Genomic DNA, 16,404 nt, shown 5'->3' on the forward strand with positions numbered 1-16,404 from the left:
CGCGCAGCGCCCGGCTGTCGGGATCGGGGTAGAGCGAGGGCGCCGCGCCCCGCGCGGCAAGCGCCGCCGCGCTCGTGCCGAGCGGGTTCTCGTTGGCCGAAAGCTTGATGAGCGGCTTGCCGTCCGCCCCGGCCGACTTGCCCGGCACATAGGCATGGATCGCCGCGATCCACGGCTTGGGCGCGGGCGCAAGGGCGGGAACGGGCTGGGAAGCGGCTGCGGATTCGGTTTCGCTCATAGTGCGCGCGCCTTTACCCCAGCCAAGACGCGATTGCACCTCTCGATTGCACCTTTCGCCCCCGCACGGACCCGCCTATGGCGCCCGGCGCGCAAGGACAGCGCAGACAGGAACCATGACGACGATGATTGAACTGAGCGACGACACCGCGCGCCTCGACGTGGCGCAAGTCCACGCCTGGCTGGCCTCAAGCTACTGGACGCCGGGCATCGCGCGCGAAAAGGTCGAACGCCAGATGGCCGGATCGCACTGCCTGGGCGCTTACGACAGCGCCACCGGGGCGCAGGTCGGTTTCGCGCGCGTCATCAGCGACAGGGCGAGCTTTGCCTGGCTCGCCGACGTATGGGTAGACGAACCCGCGCGCGGCCAGGGCCTGGGCCGCCGGATGGTGCAATGGTTCCTCGACCATCCCGACTACGCCCAGGTGCGCCGCTTCGCGCTCACCACCTTCGATGCGCACGGGGTCTATGCCGCGCTCGGCTTCACCGCGCTGGCCAAGCCCGAACGGCTGATGGAGCGCCTCTCGCCCGAATTCGCCCGCCTGCTCGCCGCCGCCGACTGACCGGTGCACCGGCCTCCCGGCGCCCCGGCTTCCTGCAACGGGACCGGGGCCACCGGGCACGCAGACGCCCGACACCGCCATCCCGTCGCAGCCCGAGCCCGGCTGGTGAGTTATCCACTCGATTTGCGCGGGCATCGCGCCGCCTGCGGCTGGACCTTGCGCCCTGCGATGGGCCATGGTCACGCGCGACATGTGGCATATCTACCAGTTTCCGCTCTGCCCCTTCAGCCGCAAGGTGCGCCTGCTGATGGCCGAAAAGGGCATCGCCTACGAGCTTCAGACCACCCGCCCGTGGGAGGGTGAGGACCGGCTGTTCCAGATGAACCCGGCCGGGCGCACCCCCGTGGTGCGCGAAACCGACAAGAACATCGTCCTCGCCGACAGCCGGGCGATCTGCGAATATTTCGAGGAAACGGTGGAGCGCAACGCGCTCATCAGCGGCACCAGCCAGCAGCGCGCCGAAATTCGCCGCCTGATCGCGATGTTCGACGAAAATTTCTTCCTCGACGTCTCGGGCCCGCTGCTTCACGAGAAGATGAAGAAGCGCCTCGTCCTGCGCCAGGCGCCCGATGCGCGCATGCTGCGCGACGCCATGCGGCTCGCGCACGACTATCTCGACTACATCGATTACCTGATCGACAACCGCCCCTGGCTCGCCGGGGCGACGATGACGCTTGCCGATCTGGCCGCCGCCGCGCAGATCTCGGTCGCGGACTACCTCGGCGGGCTCGACTGGTCGAGCCACGAGCAGGCGCGCGGGTGGTATCTGGTGATGAAGTCACGGCCGAGCTTCCGGCCACTGCTGAGCGAGCGGATGGAAGTCATCCAGCCGCCGGGACACTACGCCGAAGTCGACGTGTGATACCAGGGCGGCTGCCGCATCGCGCCTTGGCGTAACACCACGAAAAAACGCGCACCGCCAGCAAGGCGGATGCGCGTTTTTTCGCTTCAGGACCTGGCTGCTGCGCCTCAGGCCTCGGTCGTGTGCTTGGCGCCGAAACGGCCGTGCTTGCGGAACTGGGTCATCCAGCGATCGAGGAACAGCCCCATCGGACGCGCGGTGACGCCCAGCTCGGCGAGACCGGGCAGCGCCCCGCTCGCCACGCTGCCCGCCTTGAGCAGCTTGTACTGGTCCCCGGTGATCGGAACGCCGGGCAGGATCGTGGCGAGACCGGCCAGGCCATCGCCCAGCTCCATCAGGCACGGCGTGCGCGCCTCGGCCTTGGCGATGCGCGCGTAAAGGCCGCGCATGGTCACCACTTCGGGCCCGGCCAGTTCGTAGGTCTTGCCGCCATGGACCGCCGGAGCGCCCGCCGCATTGGCGATCGCCTGCGCCACGTCGTCGACGAAGACCGGCTGCAGCTTGGCTTCGGGCGCGAAGACCGGAAGCACCGGCAGCGTCGCCATGAGCGAGCCGAACATCATCAGGAACTGGTCGTCCGGGCCGAACAGCACCGAGGGACGCAGGATCGTCGCCCCCGGAAAGGCCGCCAGCGCGGCGGCCTCACCCGCGGCCTTGGTGCGCGCATAGGCCAGCGAGGACCCCGCGTCGGCGGCCAGCGCCGAGACGTGCACGAACGCGCCCGTACCAGCGGCTGCGGCCGCCGCGGCGATCGCGCCCACGCCCTCGCCCTGCACCGCATCGAGCTTGCCGGTGAACGCGCCCACCAGGTTCACCACCGCATCCGACCCGGCCAGAACCGGAGCCAGCGTCTCGGGCTTGGTCACGTCGCAGCGCGCGAACTGGACGGTGCCCAGATCGCCCAGCGCCTTGACCATGTAGGCCTGTTCGGGATGACGGCTGGCCACGCGCACGCGCGCGCCACGCTCGAGCAGCTCCTGCGCGAGGTGGCGACCCACGAAACCGCTGCCACCCAGGATGGTGACGATCTTACCGTAAAGCGAATCGATCGGGGTCATGGTCATCTTTGCGTACAGTCCTTAAGCTCTTTGCACCGCCGCGCAGCGGACGATTCCCGCACGCCGGCGCCTTGCCTAGCCCCTGCCACAAGCCGCAGGGTCGAGCAACCGCGAGATGCACCCACCCGCGCGCCCCGAACGCAACCGCGCCGCCCGCGCGCAGCCCTCCACACGCCCCTTCCCGACCTCGAAACGCACTGAGCGCGAAGGAAAAATGCACTTCGTGAAAATCGTGTGTTGACACGAATCGCGCAGCCACTTAGAGGCGCCCTCCTACCCGGCGAGGACGGCAACTTGCCCCCCTCGCTTCCGTGCCCAGATGGCGGAATTGGTAGACGCACCGTCTTCAGGTGGCGGCGCTGGCAACGGCGTGGAGGTTCGAGTCCTCTTCTGGGCACCATTTGTTCTTCCGGCAGCGTCCGGGAACGTCCCGAAAGTGGCTGATTTCAGCCGTTTTTTGTGCTAAGACCGTCCGGTCAAATCCGGGCTGATCCGGCACCAATCGGGAACAAATATGGTATCCTGCATGGTATCGAAGGCCCCTTATGGACGGGCCGATACCATGGGAAAACTCTTCGCGACGACCGTCACGAGCGCCAAGCCGAGGGAGCGCGAATACAAGCTCACCGACGGCGCCGGCCTCTATCTCCTCGTCAAGCCGAACGGCAGGAAGCTCTGGCGTCTCAACTACGCCTATTGCCGCAGGCCGGCGATCATGTTGCCGAGCTGGCCCTTGGGATCCTCGGCCTGGGGGACGACCGCGCGCACGATCGCCATGTCGGGAGCCGGATCGTTTGCCAGCGCCGTCAACTGCGCCAGCAAATCGTCCCATCTCCCATCGTCGAAGACCTCGTCGAGCGTGGACTGGGAATAGCCAAGACCATGCAATCCGCGCTCGGCCCGCTGATTGCGGCGCACCCGCGTATCCATAGCCTTCTTCGTCAACGGCTCGCCTTTCCAGAGCCGTTTGCTCAGCCAGTCCCTGAACTCCTGATCTTTCATCGAACCCCCGACAACGATAACAGCTCGATACTACTATCGCTGGCCGGCCCTTTACTCGACAGGATTCGCATCCGTCGAACGGCCGGCATCGACATCGGCGAGTAACTGGCCGAGATGCATGGGGCTCTCACAAAGGCGGTAGCCGATTTCATCGGGACCGGCGACCGCGTCCAGATAGGTGAAGATCTTCTCGAGAAGTTCACTTTCCGCGCGGGCGCTCTGCCGGGCGGAGCCCGTCAACCCGATTCGTGATCGCAATTCTCGGGACGGTTCCGCGAATATCGACCATTCATCACGGTTGAGCTTCACCTCGAAGAAGCGTGAATAGCACCAGTAGGAATATGCCCCGCGGGCGCCGCGGTGCGCGCAGAGGAACAGTCCGGGCCAGGCGTTGGCGTCCGCATCTGACCAGCCGATAAACAGATTTCCCTTCGGCCAGGTCGGCAGGCGGCTGATCTCTTCCTTCTTCAACTTCGGCTTGCGCCTCTTGCCCTCGACCGCCATCGCCTCTTCGGCCGCCTGCTGGACATCTTCGCGACCGGCCTCGCCCGTCGAGAAGACCACGCCGATTCCTCGATAGCCCTCCGGATCGGCGGCTATCCTCCGCAGCAGGGTATCGGGTCGAGCGGTCAGGGGCGCGCCCTTTGGTGCACCATGGCGGGGTCGCTTTGCCCAAGCGGCGCGCGCTGTCGCGAGGGCCACGGGATCGACCATCTCGGCCTTCCCCCAGAGCGTGTCGAACCACTCCGCGCCTTTGCGGAACGCGGTCGTACCGGGCCGATGGAAGGTGCCGCACTCGGTCAGCACGGCCGGCTCGACAAAACCGATGCCGCGATTCGAGGCATTGGCCGAGGTGACAACCATGCCAGCGCTCGAAAGGTACAATTTCGCGTGCAATCCCCCGAGATGCTTGAGGTCGGGATTGTTAGGCGCCCCAAGCAGCGCCAGCTCCTCAGGATTGGTGCCGCCCATCGAGAGGTCGCAGATGATCTGCGCCTTCGAAGCCCGCTTCTTTGAGCCAAACAGGGCCTTGAGCGCGCCATCTCCCCAGAACGCGACGGCGCATCTGACATCGTCACCCGCGATAACAGCCTGGACTGCGTCGCGCACCTGCTTGTGATCGAGAAATCGCGCCATTTTTCCTCCCATTGCCAGCCATGAAGTCCGCAAATTGCGCACTGCCTTGGCCAATACTGAACAGCGCAGGACAGCGCCTCGCGCCTGTGCGCCACGGTAGCGAAGATGCTTGCACGGTCAGGCGAGACGTCTGCGCAATTCCGCAGCCTTTCGTTTCAGCCCGATTTTTGGATCGAGCGCGATCGCTTCCTCATAATCTGAAAGCGCGCTGGCGAGATTGCCTAGCGCTTCCTGACAAAGCCCCCGCACCTTGAGCGCCAGGGGGCGCTCGGCGGGGGCGAGCTCGGGTTCGGCGAGGATCGCATTGACGGATGCGATGATCTTGCCGCTCATCATCGGGGTGAGTGCCGATCCGCGCAGAAGATTGTGGAGGACATGCACATTGTCGCTGCGAGCCTGTGCATCGATCCAGCGATCCCGGTCGAGGAATTGGCCATCGATCGCATAGTCGTAGGCCTGGCCGTCGTGATAGCGGAGCCGGATTCTCCCCGCCTCTGGAAAAGCGTAGCTCTGCGCCCAGCCACTTTCCGGGACCCAGCCGGCAATCTCTCGACCCGACGCGAGGTCGAAGATCGTGAGCAGCGATCCATCGGGACCCGGCGCGTTACAGGTCTGGCACACCGCCATGCCGCCATCGTCGGCGATGCCATTATTGAGCAGGTTCGCCGTGAAGGAACGCTCTAAAAGGAGCGTCCCATCCCCGCGATAGGCACGGAACACCCCCTTGAGGCCGTCACCGAACAGCCAGTCGTTGATAACAAAACTGCCGTTGTCGGCGACTTGTCCGTCGTTCGGACGTTCGGCCCGGCCCTGCGCCGCCAGCCGGTCGCCCTCGAACAGATAGAAGCGCCCCGGCCCGCTGCTGCGATGTCCGCCATGCGTGCCCGCGTCATTGCCATCGCGCCAGGCGAGCAACCAGCGGCCATCGGGGGAGCGCCGATATTGCCCGAAGAAGTCGAGCGACGCGATCTGTACAAACCGGTCGCCAACCGCCCCGAAACTCAGCATCGGTTCGTCCATCCGGGTTGGCGCGCGTCGCGGCGCCGTCTGCGGAGAGCCGAGCAGGCGCTTGATGAAGTCGATCACCAACGTCACCTATTGTGGAAAACAGGCGACGACACAGCGCCGGTCGCTACGCATGACACCGTCGATCCCATTGTCCAGATCCCACAAAATGACGCGGCCGGAAGCGAGCCGAGCCGTCACCTCTCGCGCATGGAAATTGCGATTGATGCGCTTGGAGATCTGGACATGACGCAGGCTTGGCCCACCCGTGAAGCTCGTCTGCCATCGCCGCGCGAGATCGTTGCGCTGGTCCGCGTCCGTTTCCTGCCGGTTATCGACGCTGTCAGCGTCCAGGCTATGGCAGGTCACCGTGTCGATGCGGCGGGCCGCGCCGGCAAGCCGCTTCATGAATTCGATCAGATGCTGCCGGTTGTGCGACCGGGCGCAGGCATAGGGGTCTTTGACCAGCAGCTCGATGACATGGTCGTCTGCGATCGGCGCCAGGAAGATCGCGAAATCGCGCGGCTTGTTCGGCTCGAATACATAACGGCTTGGGGCGGCCAACGGTGCCGGAGCCGACCGCTCGGGCAATGCAACGCTGAGCGTTGGGCGCCTCGGTGGCACGGTATCGGCGACCGGCGTAGCGGTTGGTGGCTCGGAAGGCTCGCCCGCCTGCGCCTCCACATCCGGGGACGGCGGTCCATCCGCCGCTGGGTCGGGCTCGTTGTGACCGCCCAGCACATCCTCGAACAGCGTGCTGGTGTCGGCCTCGTCTTCGCCCGGGATGAGCAGCCCCCGGCTCAATTCCCGCTTGCGCGTCATCAGCGCGTCTAGCTTCAAGTCGAAGCTTGTCGGGCCGATCGCCGGGTCCGGATGCAGCGATTGGGGCAGGTAGACATGGACGTCGCGCGACTGCCCGATCCGGAATACGCGATCGGTCGCCTGATCCTCAACTGCCGGGTTCCACCAGCGCGAGAGATGAATGACATGATTTGCGGCGGTCAGGGTCAGCCCGACGCCGCCCGCCTTGGGCGAGAGGATCATCACGTCGAACCCGCTTGGGCGGCGCTGAAACTGTTCAACCGCCGCCTGCCGCGCGTCGCCCGTCACGCCGCCATGGATGCGCAGCACGTCATGCCCCAGGTCGTAGCGGCGCCGGATTTCGGCGGCGAGCAACGCCTGCATCGCCAGACTTTCGCAGAAGATGAGCGCCTTCTCGCCCTTGGCCCTGATGGCTTCGAGCGTCTCGAAGGTCGATCGCAGCCGCGCGGACTCTTCGAAATAGCTGCCGGTGGCATCTTCGGGGGCGTAAGGGTGAAGCGACACGCCGCGCAGCATGTGCAGGATTTCCAGCATATGCCCGCGCTTGCCGGTCCCGCGGGCCGCCATCGCGCGTTGGATCACCCGTTCATAGGCTTCCGCCTGCGGGCGCGGCATCGCGAGTGGCAACGGATGGATGTGCTTGGCCGGCAGGCCCGGCAGGCAGTCATCCTTCATCCGCCGCAGCAGAAGCGCGGGCCGAGTATCGCTGGCTTCGGTCAGCACCACATTCAGCTCGCGCAGCTTATCCGGATCGGATGCGGGGTAGCTGGTCTCGAACGCCTTGCTCGACCCGAGCAGCCCGGGATGGATTACGTCGAACACCGACCAGAGATCCTGGAGCCGGTTTTCGACCGGCGTTCCGGTCATCGCCAGCTGGAACCGGGCGTTCAGCGTCTTGCCCGCGCGGGTCATCTGGCTGGCCGGATTCTTGAGTTTTTGCGCCTCGTCATAGATGATCGCGGCGAAGGGCTGGCGGGCGAAACTCAGATGATAGTCCCGCATCGTTTCGAAGGTGGTGAGCACGACGCCGGCCTGGCTCCACGCATCGCCGTCGATCGCGGCCCGGCCGAGCTCGATATCGCGGCCGACCTCCTCGCGCGAGCGATTGAGGCCGACGCCATAGGCGCTGACCACCGGGCCCAGCGCGCCGGGCTCCAGATGCTGTTCGATCTCGCGCTTCCAATTGGCGAGCAAGCCGGTTGGCGCAACGATCAAAACGGGCTTCGGTGATGGCTGTTCTGCGCGTAGCCAGGCAAGGAACGCGAGGGCCTGGAAAGTCTTACCCAGACCCATGTCGTCGGCGAGCAGCGCGCCCGGCATCCCGGCCCGCCAGCATGCCACCAGCCAGTTGAAGCCATCGACCTGATGTGGCTTGGGCGTGGTGACGAGCGCTTGCGGAAGTGCTGGCGGTGCGGCGGCGGGCGCCGCGGGCGCCTTCGCGAGGGGCGCATAGGCGACGTCCTCGAGATTGTCGCGCACCTGCAGGAAATAGCGCTGAGTCGCGACCGGCGGCGGCTGCCCCGCGTTCTCGTCATCGCGCGCTGCCTTCACGATGGCAGCGAGATCGTTCAGCGCGGTCCGCGTCTGCTCGGTTGCGGGTATCTCGGCCTCGCCGATGGTGAAGGTCGACCGCTCCTCGCGAAGCGCATTCTCGACAGCCTCGACGGCGGGCGCGATCTCTTCCGGCTTGATCTCCACCATCCGGTCGTCAGGCGGGTCGCCGATGCGCAAGCCAAACGCCTCGGGCAGCCAGCTGTTGGGCTTGGGCTTGATCCAGGGCAGTACCGGCTTGCGCCAGATATCGATGCCCGAAACGCGCTCGGAAAATTGCTGCGTCTCAACAAACAGCGTGCCGATTTCGGCGACATCGGCACCCTCCGCGCTGAGTGCTTCGGCAATTCGACGCTGCGGGCTGCGCGCGAATTGTCGGCGCTGTTCCGCAGTCCCGCCCTGGGCGTCGCGAACGACTCGAAGCGACCGCTGCAAGACCGGATCGAGAAACAGGATCGATCCGCCATCAAGCAGATAGGCGCGCCGTGTCCCGTCACCCTGGCGGAATCGGCGGGCGAACAGCTGTTGCTGCACCGGAGGAAGCAGGCCATCAGCGGCCTCGTCGAGGATCGCCCCGTCTTCGGTCTCGCGCATCCGCTCCTTGCTGAAGAGGACCGGATCGAAATCGAAGCCTAGCGCCGAGGGCTTGAGATCAAGCGAGAACCCCGCAGCGTAGCTGAGCCGAAGCCGTTCGATGAAGCCGTCGGGCTTGATCAGAGAACGATCTTCGTCCCCGATCGCCTGGCGCAGCGCCGCAAGCGCTGCCTGGCGCTCGCTTTCGCCGGTTGCGGCGTTTAACCGCTCGACAAGCTGCAATGTGGTCCAGATCGGCTCGGCGATCCGCCACTCCTTGGCTTCGAAATGCGCGCGCGCACCGCTTTGCTTGACCGCGGCGGGCAGGCCGTTCGGCCGTGTCCAGCGCGTCTCGATCCGGAAATCGTCCTGATGCGCCACCCCGATCGATTGCAGGTTGAGGGCGAGACGTGCCACCGGCGGAAGACCAATGCTGGTTGCTTCACCTTCGGTCAGCTGGGCGACCAGACCAGGGTGGAGACACACGGCATTGACCGAGGCCTCGGCCTGTGCCGAGCAATCGGGCGCATTGTTGCCATCGCCGATCGCCTGCAGCAACCGTGCGACCGCCGGACGCGCCGCAGTCGGAGCTTGGATTATCCAGTCGTCGACGGGGATCAGGGAGCGCCTACCCTTGCCGAAGAAGCGTCCGCCCTCGACGCGGATCAGCTCGATCCGCTCGCGCCCATCCTCATGCCGCGCTTCGAAGCGCACGTCGGGACCACTCACCATCCTGCTCCATGCCTGGGGTGCTGGACGCCAGCGCTCTGATAGACCTGCCGCGCGAACTTCGGCTGCCAGCCATTGGGCGGATTGTGCGGAATCGCACGGAAGCCTTCGCCCGCCGCCATGGTTCGCAGCGCCGGCCCTTGATAGCGACGCTGGTAAAGACTTGGCGCCTTCTGGTCCGCTGCCCGCCAAAAACGGCAACTGCCGTTATCGCTCCACTCGGCGATGCGAATGTCGCCGATCGAGAAGATCAATGCCGACTGAGCCGTCGTGGCACCACCGCCTTCAAGCGTCGCATAGGCAATTGCCTGGTCATCCATGAACTTGCGCGCGAGCCGCTCCGCTTGCGAGCCGAACGCGAACCATGCGTCGGTGATGAACCCGGCGTCGAGGTAAGCCAGCCAGAAATCGGTGCGTTCCTTCCATTGGTCGCGCCGCTCGACCGTTTTCGCCACCACCGAGAAGAACTCCCGGACGGTCGCGCGTACCAGCCAGCCGCGCAGCACGGCGAAGGCGGTATCGACCTGGGCGTCCGGGAACATGGCCAGCACATCACGCCGCAGCGCAGCCCAGCGTTGCGGCGCAAGCCGCGGATCGCCATTGCGCGCCACCAGAAGCGCGCTGACCAGCCGCTGATGCGCTTCAGTGCAGTTGCTCTGCGTCCAGGGCGCGAGCAGGGCATAGGCCAGCGCGGCGTTCAGTTCCTTCGTCGTCGGGAAACTCTCGAACAATGCGATCAGGCGGCGCCCGCTTTGCTGGGCGGCTTCGCCGCGGTGATCCGCCGCCGCTTCGCAGGCGGCGATCAGCGACTCCTCGACAAAGCCGCCAGTCGCAAGATCGCCATCGAGACCCGCCTCACGGAGCAGCTGCGCCGGTCCGTCGGTACCAAGCAGAGCGCGTGACAGCCGCGAGGGTCCTTCATCGGGATCCCAGAGCGCCCATCTGTCGCCGCGCGCTCGCCATGGCCAGTCGTGCCGATTGGCGACCAGCGCGCTGGCATGCATCAGGTGATCAAAGCCGGAATGGTCGAGGGGAAAATGACGGAGATAGGCGGCGATGATCGCACGATCGACACTTTTTCGTGACCGCGCCACGCTCTGGTTCAGCACCGGCCGTGCCGCTTCCTCGAGCGTGTCCTCTGCCCACATCCCATCGAGCAGTCGCTTCAGATCCTTGGGCTTGAGTCGCTCGGGAGCAGCGGGATCGATCCGCGCCAGGAAGCGCGTCCATGCTTCCTTGATTCGCGCTTTGCCCGCCGGCTCGGCACCGATGCGCTGCTCGGCCCTCTCAATTTCGAAGCGGTCGCCCCGTCGCGGGAAGCTTTTCGCCGCCGATGCGCGTTCGCACGCGCGCTTGAGCGCGCTCATCGCGGCTGCTCCAGGATGCGACTCATCGCAGCGCCTTCCGCGCTGCGCGGGGTAACCATCAGAAAGCGCAAATCGATCCGGCGGTTCTGCGCCTTTATCTGGTCGGGCGTTCCCGCCGCGTCAGGGACGGGACGGCGCTCGCCATAGCCCGCGACGCCCAGGATCGGCACTGGCTGATGCCCTGACCTATTGACCAGCTGCTCAAGCTCGGGATGCGCATCGGTGAGCTGGCGAAACGTGTTGGTCGCGCGGAGTGCCGAGAGATCCATATTGTCACGAAGCACGCCGCCGCCCGAAAGCGGGTCGCTGTCGGTATGGCCCTCGATGAAGATTGCATCGATCTTGTTCGCCGCGACCGGCTTGCCCCGGCATGCCGGTCCGCCCGGCAATCGATCGGCATAGCAAGGGAGCACTGCCGCAAGCTCGTCCGCGACAATGCCGACCGCTTGACGTCCCGCCGGCTTGAGCTCGAACTGGCCGGTGTCGAAGAGGATACTGTTGGGCAGGCTCAGCACGCCGGTCTCGGCATCGATCCGAACGGTCAGGTTGTACGGTTTCAGCCTCTTGTCGAGCCGCTCCTTGAGCGTCTCGAGGATCTCGCGGCGAGTCTGGCCGGCGCTGGTCAGCGTGTCAGTGGTTTGGCGGAACTGCAGTGCGAAATAGAGTAGCAGGATGATGAAGATGAACAGCAGCCCCACCATCATGTCGGCCATCGACACGAAATAGCTCTCCTCTTCCTCTTCCGATCGGCTGCGCCGGACGCCACGCCTTTCCATCGCTTACTCCTGCGCCTGCATCTTGCCGAGCAGATCCTCGATCTGATCGGCAAGCTCGGTCAGCGGCTCGAGTGCTGCCGAGAGCTTGTCGACGGCGCCGGCCAAGGCGTTATCGATCCGGCCGACCTGCTCGTTGAGATGCGCGGCATGGTCTCCCGACGCGCTCCTGATCTGGTCGAGCGCTGCTGCGAGCGCCGTGTCGACGGCTTCGAAGCGGTCGCGATAGCTTGTCCATGCGCGATTGGCGGCTTCGCTGGTCTCACCGAGCTTTTCGGCAATGCCCGCAACGGCGCGGTGCTGCTCGCTTGCCGCATCGCTCTGCCGGGTCATGGCCTCCTGAACCCTGGCCACCGCCGTGCCAATCGCCTCGGTCGCGCTGCGGATCGGCGTGGCGGCGCCTTGGAGGTCATTGGCTGCGCGGTTCAACGTGCCCGCAACCCCTTCGGCGGCGCGGCCTGCCTCGACAAGCTTGCCGGCGTGCGATTCCGAGGCTTGCGCCGATCGCTCGATTCCGGCGGCGAGCGCTTCCATGCGTCCCGCCGTTGTCCGCAATGTCTCGACAAGTCCCCCGCTCGCCTCTTCGAAGCGTGCACCGAAGGAAGCGAACGCGCTGGCGATCGCCTTCGCGCTTTCTTCGCTGGCTTTGGCGACAGCCGCATCGACCGCCTCGCTCATGCCGGTCGCGGCACGCCCGGTCGCGGCCTCGAGCGCGTCGGCGGCGCGTCCGAGCACCTCGGCATTGCGGGTCGCAGCGGAGTCGGCGCCCGCCGTCAGCCGCCCACCAATATCGGCGATCTCGCCGCGCATCTGATCGAAGGCGGCTTGGATGCCCGTGGTTGCGCGGCTGAACTGCTCAACCGCCTCGCTGCTGGCGGTCTGCGCGGTCTCGGTCAGCCGAGCGCCGGTCGCATCGATGCGGGTGTGGAGCGCGTCGAACATCGCGGTCATCTTGTCCGAAGCCGTCGCGAAATCGCGGGCGGCCTGGGCGATCTGGTCGTTCGCGGCCTGGCCCGATCCTTCGATCTGCTCATGGATCGTCGCCAGCCGCGTCGTCATGTCCGTGAGCGCCGCGCCGAGCTGCGCCATCTCAGCCCCGGCATTCCGGCTCAGAGCATCGCCCAGCTCCTTGCCGATCTGATTGAAGCTGCCGCTTTTGAAATCGTCGATGCTTGTCTGAATCCCCCCAAGCACCTGCACCATCGGTTGCATCTGGCGCTCCAGATTCTCGCCGATGGCGATTGCCAGTTCATGGCTGAAGCTCTTGAGCGCGGTCGTCTGCTCCTTGGTCTCGCGCAGCTGTTCGGCGGCGATCCGCTGCGGTGGCGAGAACAGGGTGCCGCGGTCGATCGCATCGACGATGCTTTCAAGCTCGCGCTGGCTGGCAGCGTGCCAGCGCCGATCGAACACGCGCAGCAGGATAGACGCCAGGACGCCAGCGATCGACGTCCAGAACTTGACCGACGTGATCGTCAGCAAATTGATCAGTGCCGGCGTCATGTTCGCCGATCCATTGGCCGCGCTCAGCGCCGTTACGGTGGTCGTCAACGCCGCTACGATGCCGAGGAACGTGAATGTGAGCCCGATCGCGACGAAGATGTTCGCCCACCAGGCGAGGATCCGCGTGTCGTCGCCAAGATGGAGGAAATAGCCGTCCGCTCGCACGGTCGCGCGCATCGGCACTTCGGTTTCATCGAGGATCGTCTCGCGAAACTGGCTCCATGCCATCCGGATCTCGGCAGCGCCTCGATCGCCAGCCACCATCGCTGCATCGATCTCGTAGAACCGCTCGGCGAAGACACGCTGCGCCGTGTCGTTGTCATCCGCTGCAAGCACGGGAGCAAGTATGTCGACACGTTGCTTCAGCGCCATTTTCAGCGGTCGGTGGAAACGGATATTGTTGCGGCTAATGATCAGCGCGCAGGACAGAAGTATTACCAGCGATATCCACAGCGCCGCCGATGGATTCCCAAAGACAAGTACGACCAGCCCGTTGATCGGGTTGACATGCGATTCCATTGAGCCCCCAATTTTCGCTCGATGAATGACTGTGTATCGAGGCTACACCGTTCACGCACGTGAAATGCCAAGGAAAATTGCAAGACGCCAGTCGTTCTTCTCGACCGAAACTGGAGTGCAGGCACGCCAGGGCGGCCCACGGCGCTGTTATAACGCCGCCCGCGATAGCTCCGGATCAGGATGTTGAGCGTTCAACTTTGGGCGGGCGTCTCGTCGCCGGAACAACGGTCGATAACAGAATGCGTGGCTGACCGGTTGGTTGAGTGTTGCGAATGGGTCCCCGCCTGAGCGGACGTTCCCGCCACTTTATCAGAACGACGTGTCTTGGTCGGGCGTGGGCCGCTAGCGGCTCCGGAATGGAATTACCGTGGCGCTGTCCAGAAAGCAGGCCATGCCTTCCTGCGCAACCGCCTGTCGGAATGCGTCCAGAGCGGCCGCGTCCGTAGCGAACAGATCATCCCACACCGTCGAAGTGCCGCTGGCGTTGACCACTTCGAGCGACCAGTCGGTTTCGCCCTCGAGCCGGACGATATTGACCTCCACGGTCACACCGTCCTGTGTGACAGTGCCGGAAAGCCCGGAAACGACAAGATTGGGATCACGATCGGCCATGGGCATAATCTATGGTGCCGATGTGGTCGTGTAAATCGCGCTCTGCCGGTGGAAAGAGGGAGTGGTCCTCGAAGGCGCCTCGCGCCTGACGGCGCGACCGCGCTCTATGGCTCGGCGACGTCAAAGGCTTTCCGTCGTCTTCGCCACCGAGCCCCGCCTTCACCGGGTCTCGTCCTGTCGGTGACGATCGGCTGGCGCGGGCGGACGGGCGACGCCCGTCCTTGACGCGGTCGCCGCGCCTGTGCGCGGCGGCGCTTTTGGTGGCCTCTCCCGGTCAAGCGCGGGTGGGCGGCGCTCCCTGCTAGGCCCGCCCGCGTCGCCGGCAAGCCGGCCCTCGACTGTGCTCGGGACCGGCTCCTCCACTATCGTTCCGGCCCTGCGCCACCCCATCGCTGGCGCGACGGGGCCCCGGCTTGCGTGCAGGCGCCGCTCGCGGCGGGCCTTTCCGGTCGCATCTTGCCGCCCACCCCCGCTTTTCGGGGAGGCCATGGTGGTTTTCGGGCGGCTTGAGGAGGTGAACGATGCATGCATCCACTGGCCATCGCGTGTCCGGCAAGGGTCGGAAACCCCAAGCGGACAAGGACGGGAAAGCGGTCCCTGCCAAGACCCGGACGAAAAGTGTAGGGGGCGAGTCGAACCGCGCGAACCTCTATGACGAGGTGACGGCGCGGATCATCGGTGAGCTTGAGGCAGGCCGCTTCCCGTGGGTCCAGCCGTGGGGGCAGCCCGACGCGGATGGCGGTACGATCGGTCCCGGCCTGCCGCGCAATGCGCTGACCGCGCGGCGCTATTCGGGCGTCAATGTCCTGATCCTGTGGGGTGCGGTCATCGAGCATGGCTATCCCTCGCAGGGCTGGTTGACCTTCAAGCAGGCGCTGGAGGCGGGCGGGGCCGTTCGCAAGGGTGAGCGCGGCACGACCGTCGTCTATGCCGACCGCTTCACCCCCGAGGCCGAGAAGGCGCGCGCCGTCGAAACCGGCGGCGACGCCAAGACCATTCCGTTCCTGAAACGCTTCACCGTGTTCAACGTCGCGCAGTGCGAGGGGCTGCGCCCCGGCCTCGCCCCCGATCCGATCCCCTTGCCCGAGCGCCAGATCGTGCCGGTCGCGGAGGAAGTGATCGCAGCAAGCGGCATCGATTTTCGCGTCGGCGGCAACCGCGCCTTTTATGTCCCGGCGCAGGACTATGTGCAGGTGCCGCCGCAACCGGCCTTCTTCGAGCAGATCAACTATTACCGCACCTGCCTGCATGAACTGACCCACGCGACCGGCCACGCCTCGCGGCTGGCGCGCAATCTCACCACCGGCTTTGGCACCAGGGACTATGCCCGCGAGGAACTGGTCGCCGAAATGGGATCGGCCTTCCTCTGCGCCGCGCTCGGTATCGTCCCGACCGTCCGCCATGCCGACTATCTGGCGAACTGGCTGGACGTCCTGCGCGAGGACAATCGCGCGATCTTCCGCGCCGCAAGCGCGGCCAGCAAGGCCGCCGACTGGCTGCTGGCCCGGCACGCCGACGCCCAAGCCGAAACCATCCAACCCGAGGCCATTCAGACCGAGGCCATCCACGGTGACACCGGCGAACGCCCAGCCCTGCAGGGGAGGCTCGCGGCATGATCCTGCTCACCCAGACCTTGCGCGCGCAGCTTCGTGCCCATGCCGAGGACAGCGCGCGCAATTCCCGCCACGACCCCGCGCCGGTCGTCAAATTCTTCAACCCGCTGGGCGCGGCGACATGGCTCGCGACCGAACTGCTGGACGATGGCGATACGCTGTTCGGCCTCGCTGACCTGGGGTTTGGCTGTCCCGAACTCGGCTATTTCTCGCTCGGCGAGATCGCGCGGCTCCATTTGCCGTTCGGCCTCACGATCGAACGCGACATCGGCTTTTCGACCAGCACCAGCCTGTCGGTCTGGGCTGACACGGCGCGCCGCGCCGGTTCGATCCGAGAGGCCCAACCGATCATCTGCCGCATCGAAGCAGCGCCGGTTCCCAAGCTTCCGACCGATCCCGACGAGGGAAACGGCGGATGACGCGCGGCGCGTGACGCCGCTTTCCGCACAGCCGGTCCCGCTCTTCCCATCACGAAATCGCG

The 16,404-nt window shown here is 65.7% G+C and carries 13 protein-coding genes, 1 tRNA gene and 2 pseudogenes; 6 read left to right on the plus strand and 10 right to left on the minus strand.

What is annotated here, in order from left to right:
- A pseudogene (locus MTR62_RS06605) lies at nucleotides 1–238 on the minus strand (histidinol-phosphate transaminase); the annotation flags it as partial.
- Between the two features lie 124 nt (nucleotides 239–362).
- On the opposite strand from MTR62_RS06605, the gene MTR62_RS06610 reads away from it, so the two are divergent.
- Together MTR62_RS06610 and MTR62_RS06615 are read left to right on the plus strand one after the other, a co-directional pair.
- Nucleotides 363–800 carry a GNAT family N-acetyltransferase gene (locus MTR62_RS06610; protein WP_244018333.1) on the plus strand — a complete coding sequence of 146 codons (438 nt, stop codon included), beginning with the start codon at nucleotides 363–365 and terminating at the stop codon, nucleotides 798–800.
- Nucleotides 801–990: 190 nt separating this feature from the next.
- Nucleotides 991–1,662, plus strand: coding sequence for a glutathione S-transferase family protein (locus tag MTR62_RS06615; RefSeq protein WP_244018335.1), 672 nt, complete (start codon nucleotides 991–993; stop codon nucleotides 1,660–1,662).
- 107 nt (nucleotides 1,663–1,769) lie between these two features.
- Here MTR62_RS06615 and MTR62_RS06620 read toward each other — a convergent pair whose 3' ends face one another.
- Nucleotides 1,770–2,726, minus strand: coding sequence for an SDR family NAD(P)-dependent oxidoreductase (locus MTR62_RS06620; protein ID WP_244018239.1), 957 nt, complete (start codon nucleotides 2,724–2,726; stop codon nucleotides 1,770–1,772).
- Nucleotides 2,727–3,033: 307 nt separating this feature from the next.
- Between MTR62_RS06620 and MTR62_RS06625 the strand changes: the two genes are divergently transcribed.
- Together MTR62_RS06625 and MTR62_RS21430 are read left to right on the plus strand one after the other, a co-directional pair.
- A tRNA-Leu gene (locus tag MTR62_RS06625) sits at nucleotides 3,034–3,120 on the plus strand.
- 162 nt (nucleotides 3,121–3,282) lie between these two features.
- Nucleotides 3,283–3,369: pseudogene (locus MTR62_RS21430) on the plus strand (integrase); the annotation flags it as partial.
- Between the two features lie 44 nt (nucleotides 3,370–3,413).
- On the opposite strand, the gene MTR62_RS06630 reads toward MTR62_RS21430, so the two are convergent.
- The 8 genes from MTR62_RS06630 to MTR62_RS06665 form a co-directional block, all read right to left on the minus strand.
- Complete coding sequence (locus MTR62_RS06630; RefSeq protein WP_244018241.1) at nucleotides 3,414–3,722, minus strand: hypothetical protein; 309 nt, start codon at nucleotides 3,720–3,722, stop codon at nucleotides 3,414–3,416.
- A gap of 51 nt (nucleotides 3,723–3,773) precedes the next feature.
- Nucleotides 3,774–4,859 carry a phospholipase D family protein gene (locus MTR62_RS06635; RefSeq protein WP_244018243.1) on the minus strand — a complete coding sequence of 362 codons (1,086 nt, stop codon included), beginning with the start codon at nucleotides 4,857–4,859 and terminating at the stop codon, nucleotides 3,774–3,776.
- Between the two features lie 117 nt (nucleotides 4,860–4,976).
- Nucleotides 4,977–5,945, minus strand: a complete 969-nt coding sequence (locus MTR62_RS06640; protein WP_244018245.1) for a tetratricopeptide repeat protein — start codon at nucleotides 5,943–5,945, stop codon at nucleotides 4,977–4,979.
- A 9-nt stretch (nucleotides 5,946–5,954) separates the two neighbouring features.
- Nucleotides 5,955–9,539, minus strand: a complete 3,585-nt coding sequence (locus MTR62_RS21435; RefSeq protein WP_244018247.1) for a DEAD/DEAH box helicase — start codon at nucleotides 9,537–9,539, stop codon at nucleotides 5,955–5,957.
- Entirely contained in the window at nucleotides 9,536–10,906 is a 1,371-nt protein-coding gene (locus MTR62_RS06650; RefSeq protein WP_244018249.1) for an EH signature domain-containing protein, read from the minus strand. The genes MTR62_RS21435 and MTR62_RS06650 overlap by 4 nt, the downstream gene beginning before the upstream one ends.
- Nucleotides 10,903–11,682, minus strand: a complete 780-nt coding sequence (locus MTR62_RS06655; RefSeq protein WP_244018251.1) for an OmpA/MotB family protein — start codon at nucleotides 11,680–11,682, stop codon at nucleotides 10,903–10,905. The genes MTR62_RS06650 and MTR62_RS06655 overlap by 4 nt, the downstream gene beginning before the upstream one ends.
- A gap of 3 nt (nucleotides 11,683–11,685) precedes the next feature.
- Nucleotides 11,686–13,698 (minus strand): anti-phage ZorAB system protein ZorA, encoded by a 2,013-nt coding sequence (zorA, locus tag MTR62_RS06660; RefSeq protein WP_244018254.1) that lies wholly within the window; start codon nucleotides 13,696–13,698, stop codon nucleotides 11,686–11,688.
- A gap of 342 nt (nucleotides 13,699–14,040) precedes the next feature.
- Nucleotides 14,041–14,310 (minus strand): hypothetical protein, encoded by a 270-nt coding sequence (locus MTR62_RS06665; protein WP_244018256.1) that lies wholly within the window; start codon nucleotides 14,308–14,310, stop codon nucleotides 14,041–14,043.
- Nucleotides 14,311–14,831: 521 nt separating this feature from the next.
- Here MTR62_RS06665 and MTR62_RS06670 point away from each other — a divergent pair.
- Both MTR62_RS06670 and MTR62_RS06675 read left to right on the plus strand, forming a co-directional pair.
- Nucleotides 14,832–15,926, plus strand: a complete 1,095-nt coding sequence (locus tag MTR62_RS06670) for an ArdC family protein (protein WP_244018259.1) — start codon at nucleotides 14,832–14,834, stop codon at nucleotides 15,924–15,926.
- The gene (locus tag MTR62_RS06675) at nucleotides 15,923–16,342 is read left to right on the plus strand and encodes a DUF2958 domain-containing protein (RefSeq protein ID WP_244018261.1); all 420 of its coding nucleotides are present in this window, start codon (nucleotides 15,923–15,925) and stop codon (nucleotides 16,340–16,342) included. The genes MTR62_RS06670 and MTR62_RS06675 overlap by 4 nt, the downstream gene beginning before the upstream one ends.
- Nucleotides 16,343–16,404: the final 62 nt, after the last annotated feature.

The sequence above is a fragment of the Novosphingobium organovorum genome, assembly GCF_022832435.1.
GTDB classification, from domain to species: domain Bacteria; phylum Pseudomonadota; class Alphaproteobacteria; order Sphingomonadales; family Sphingomonadaceae; genus Novosphingobium; species Novosphingobium organovorum.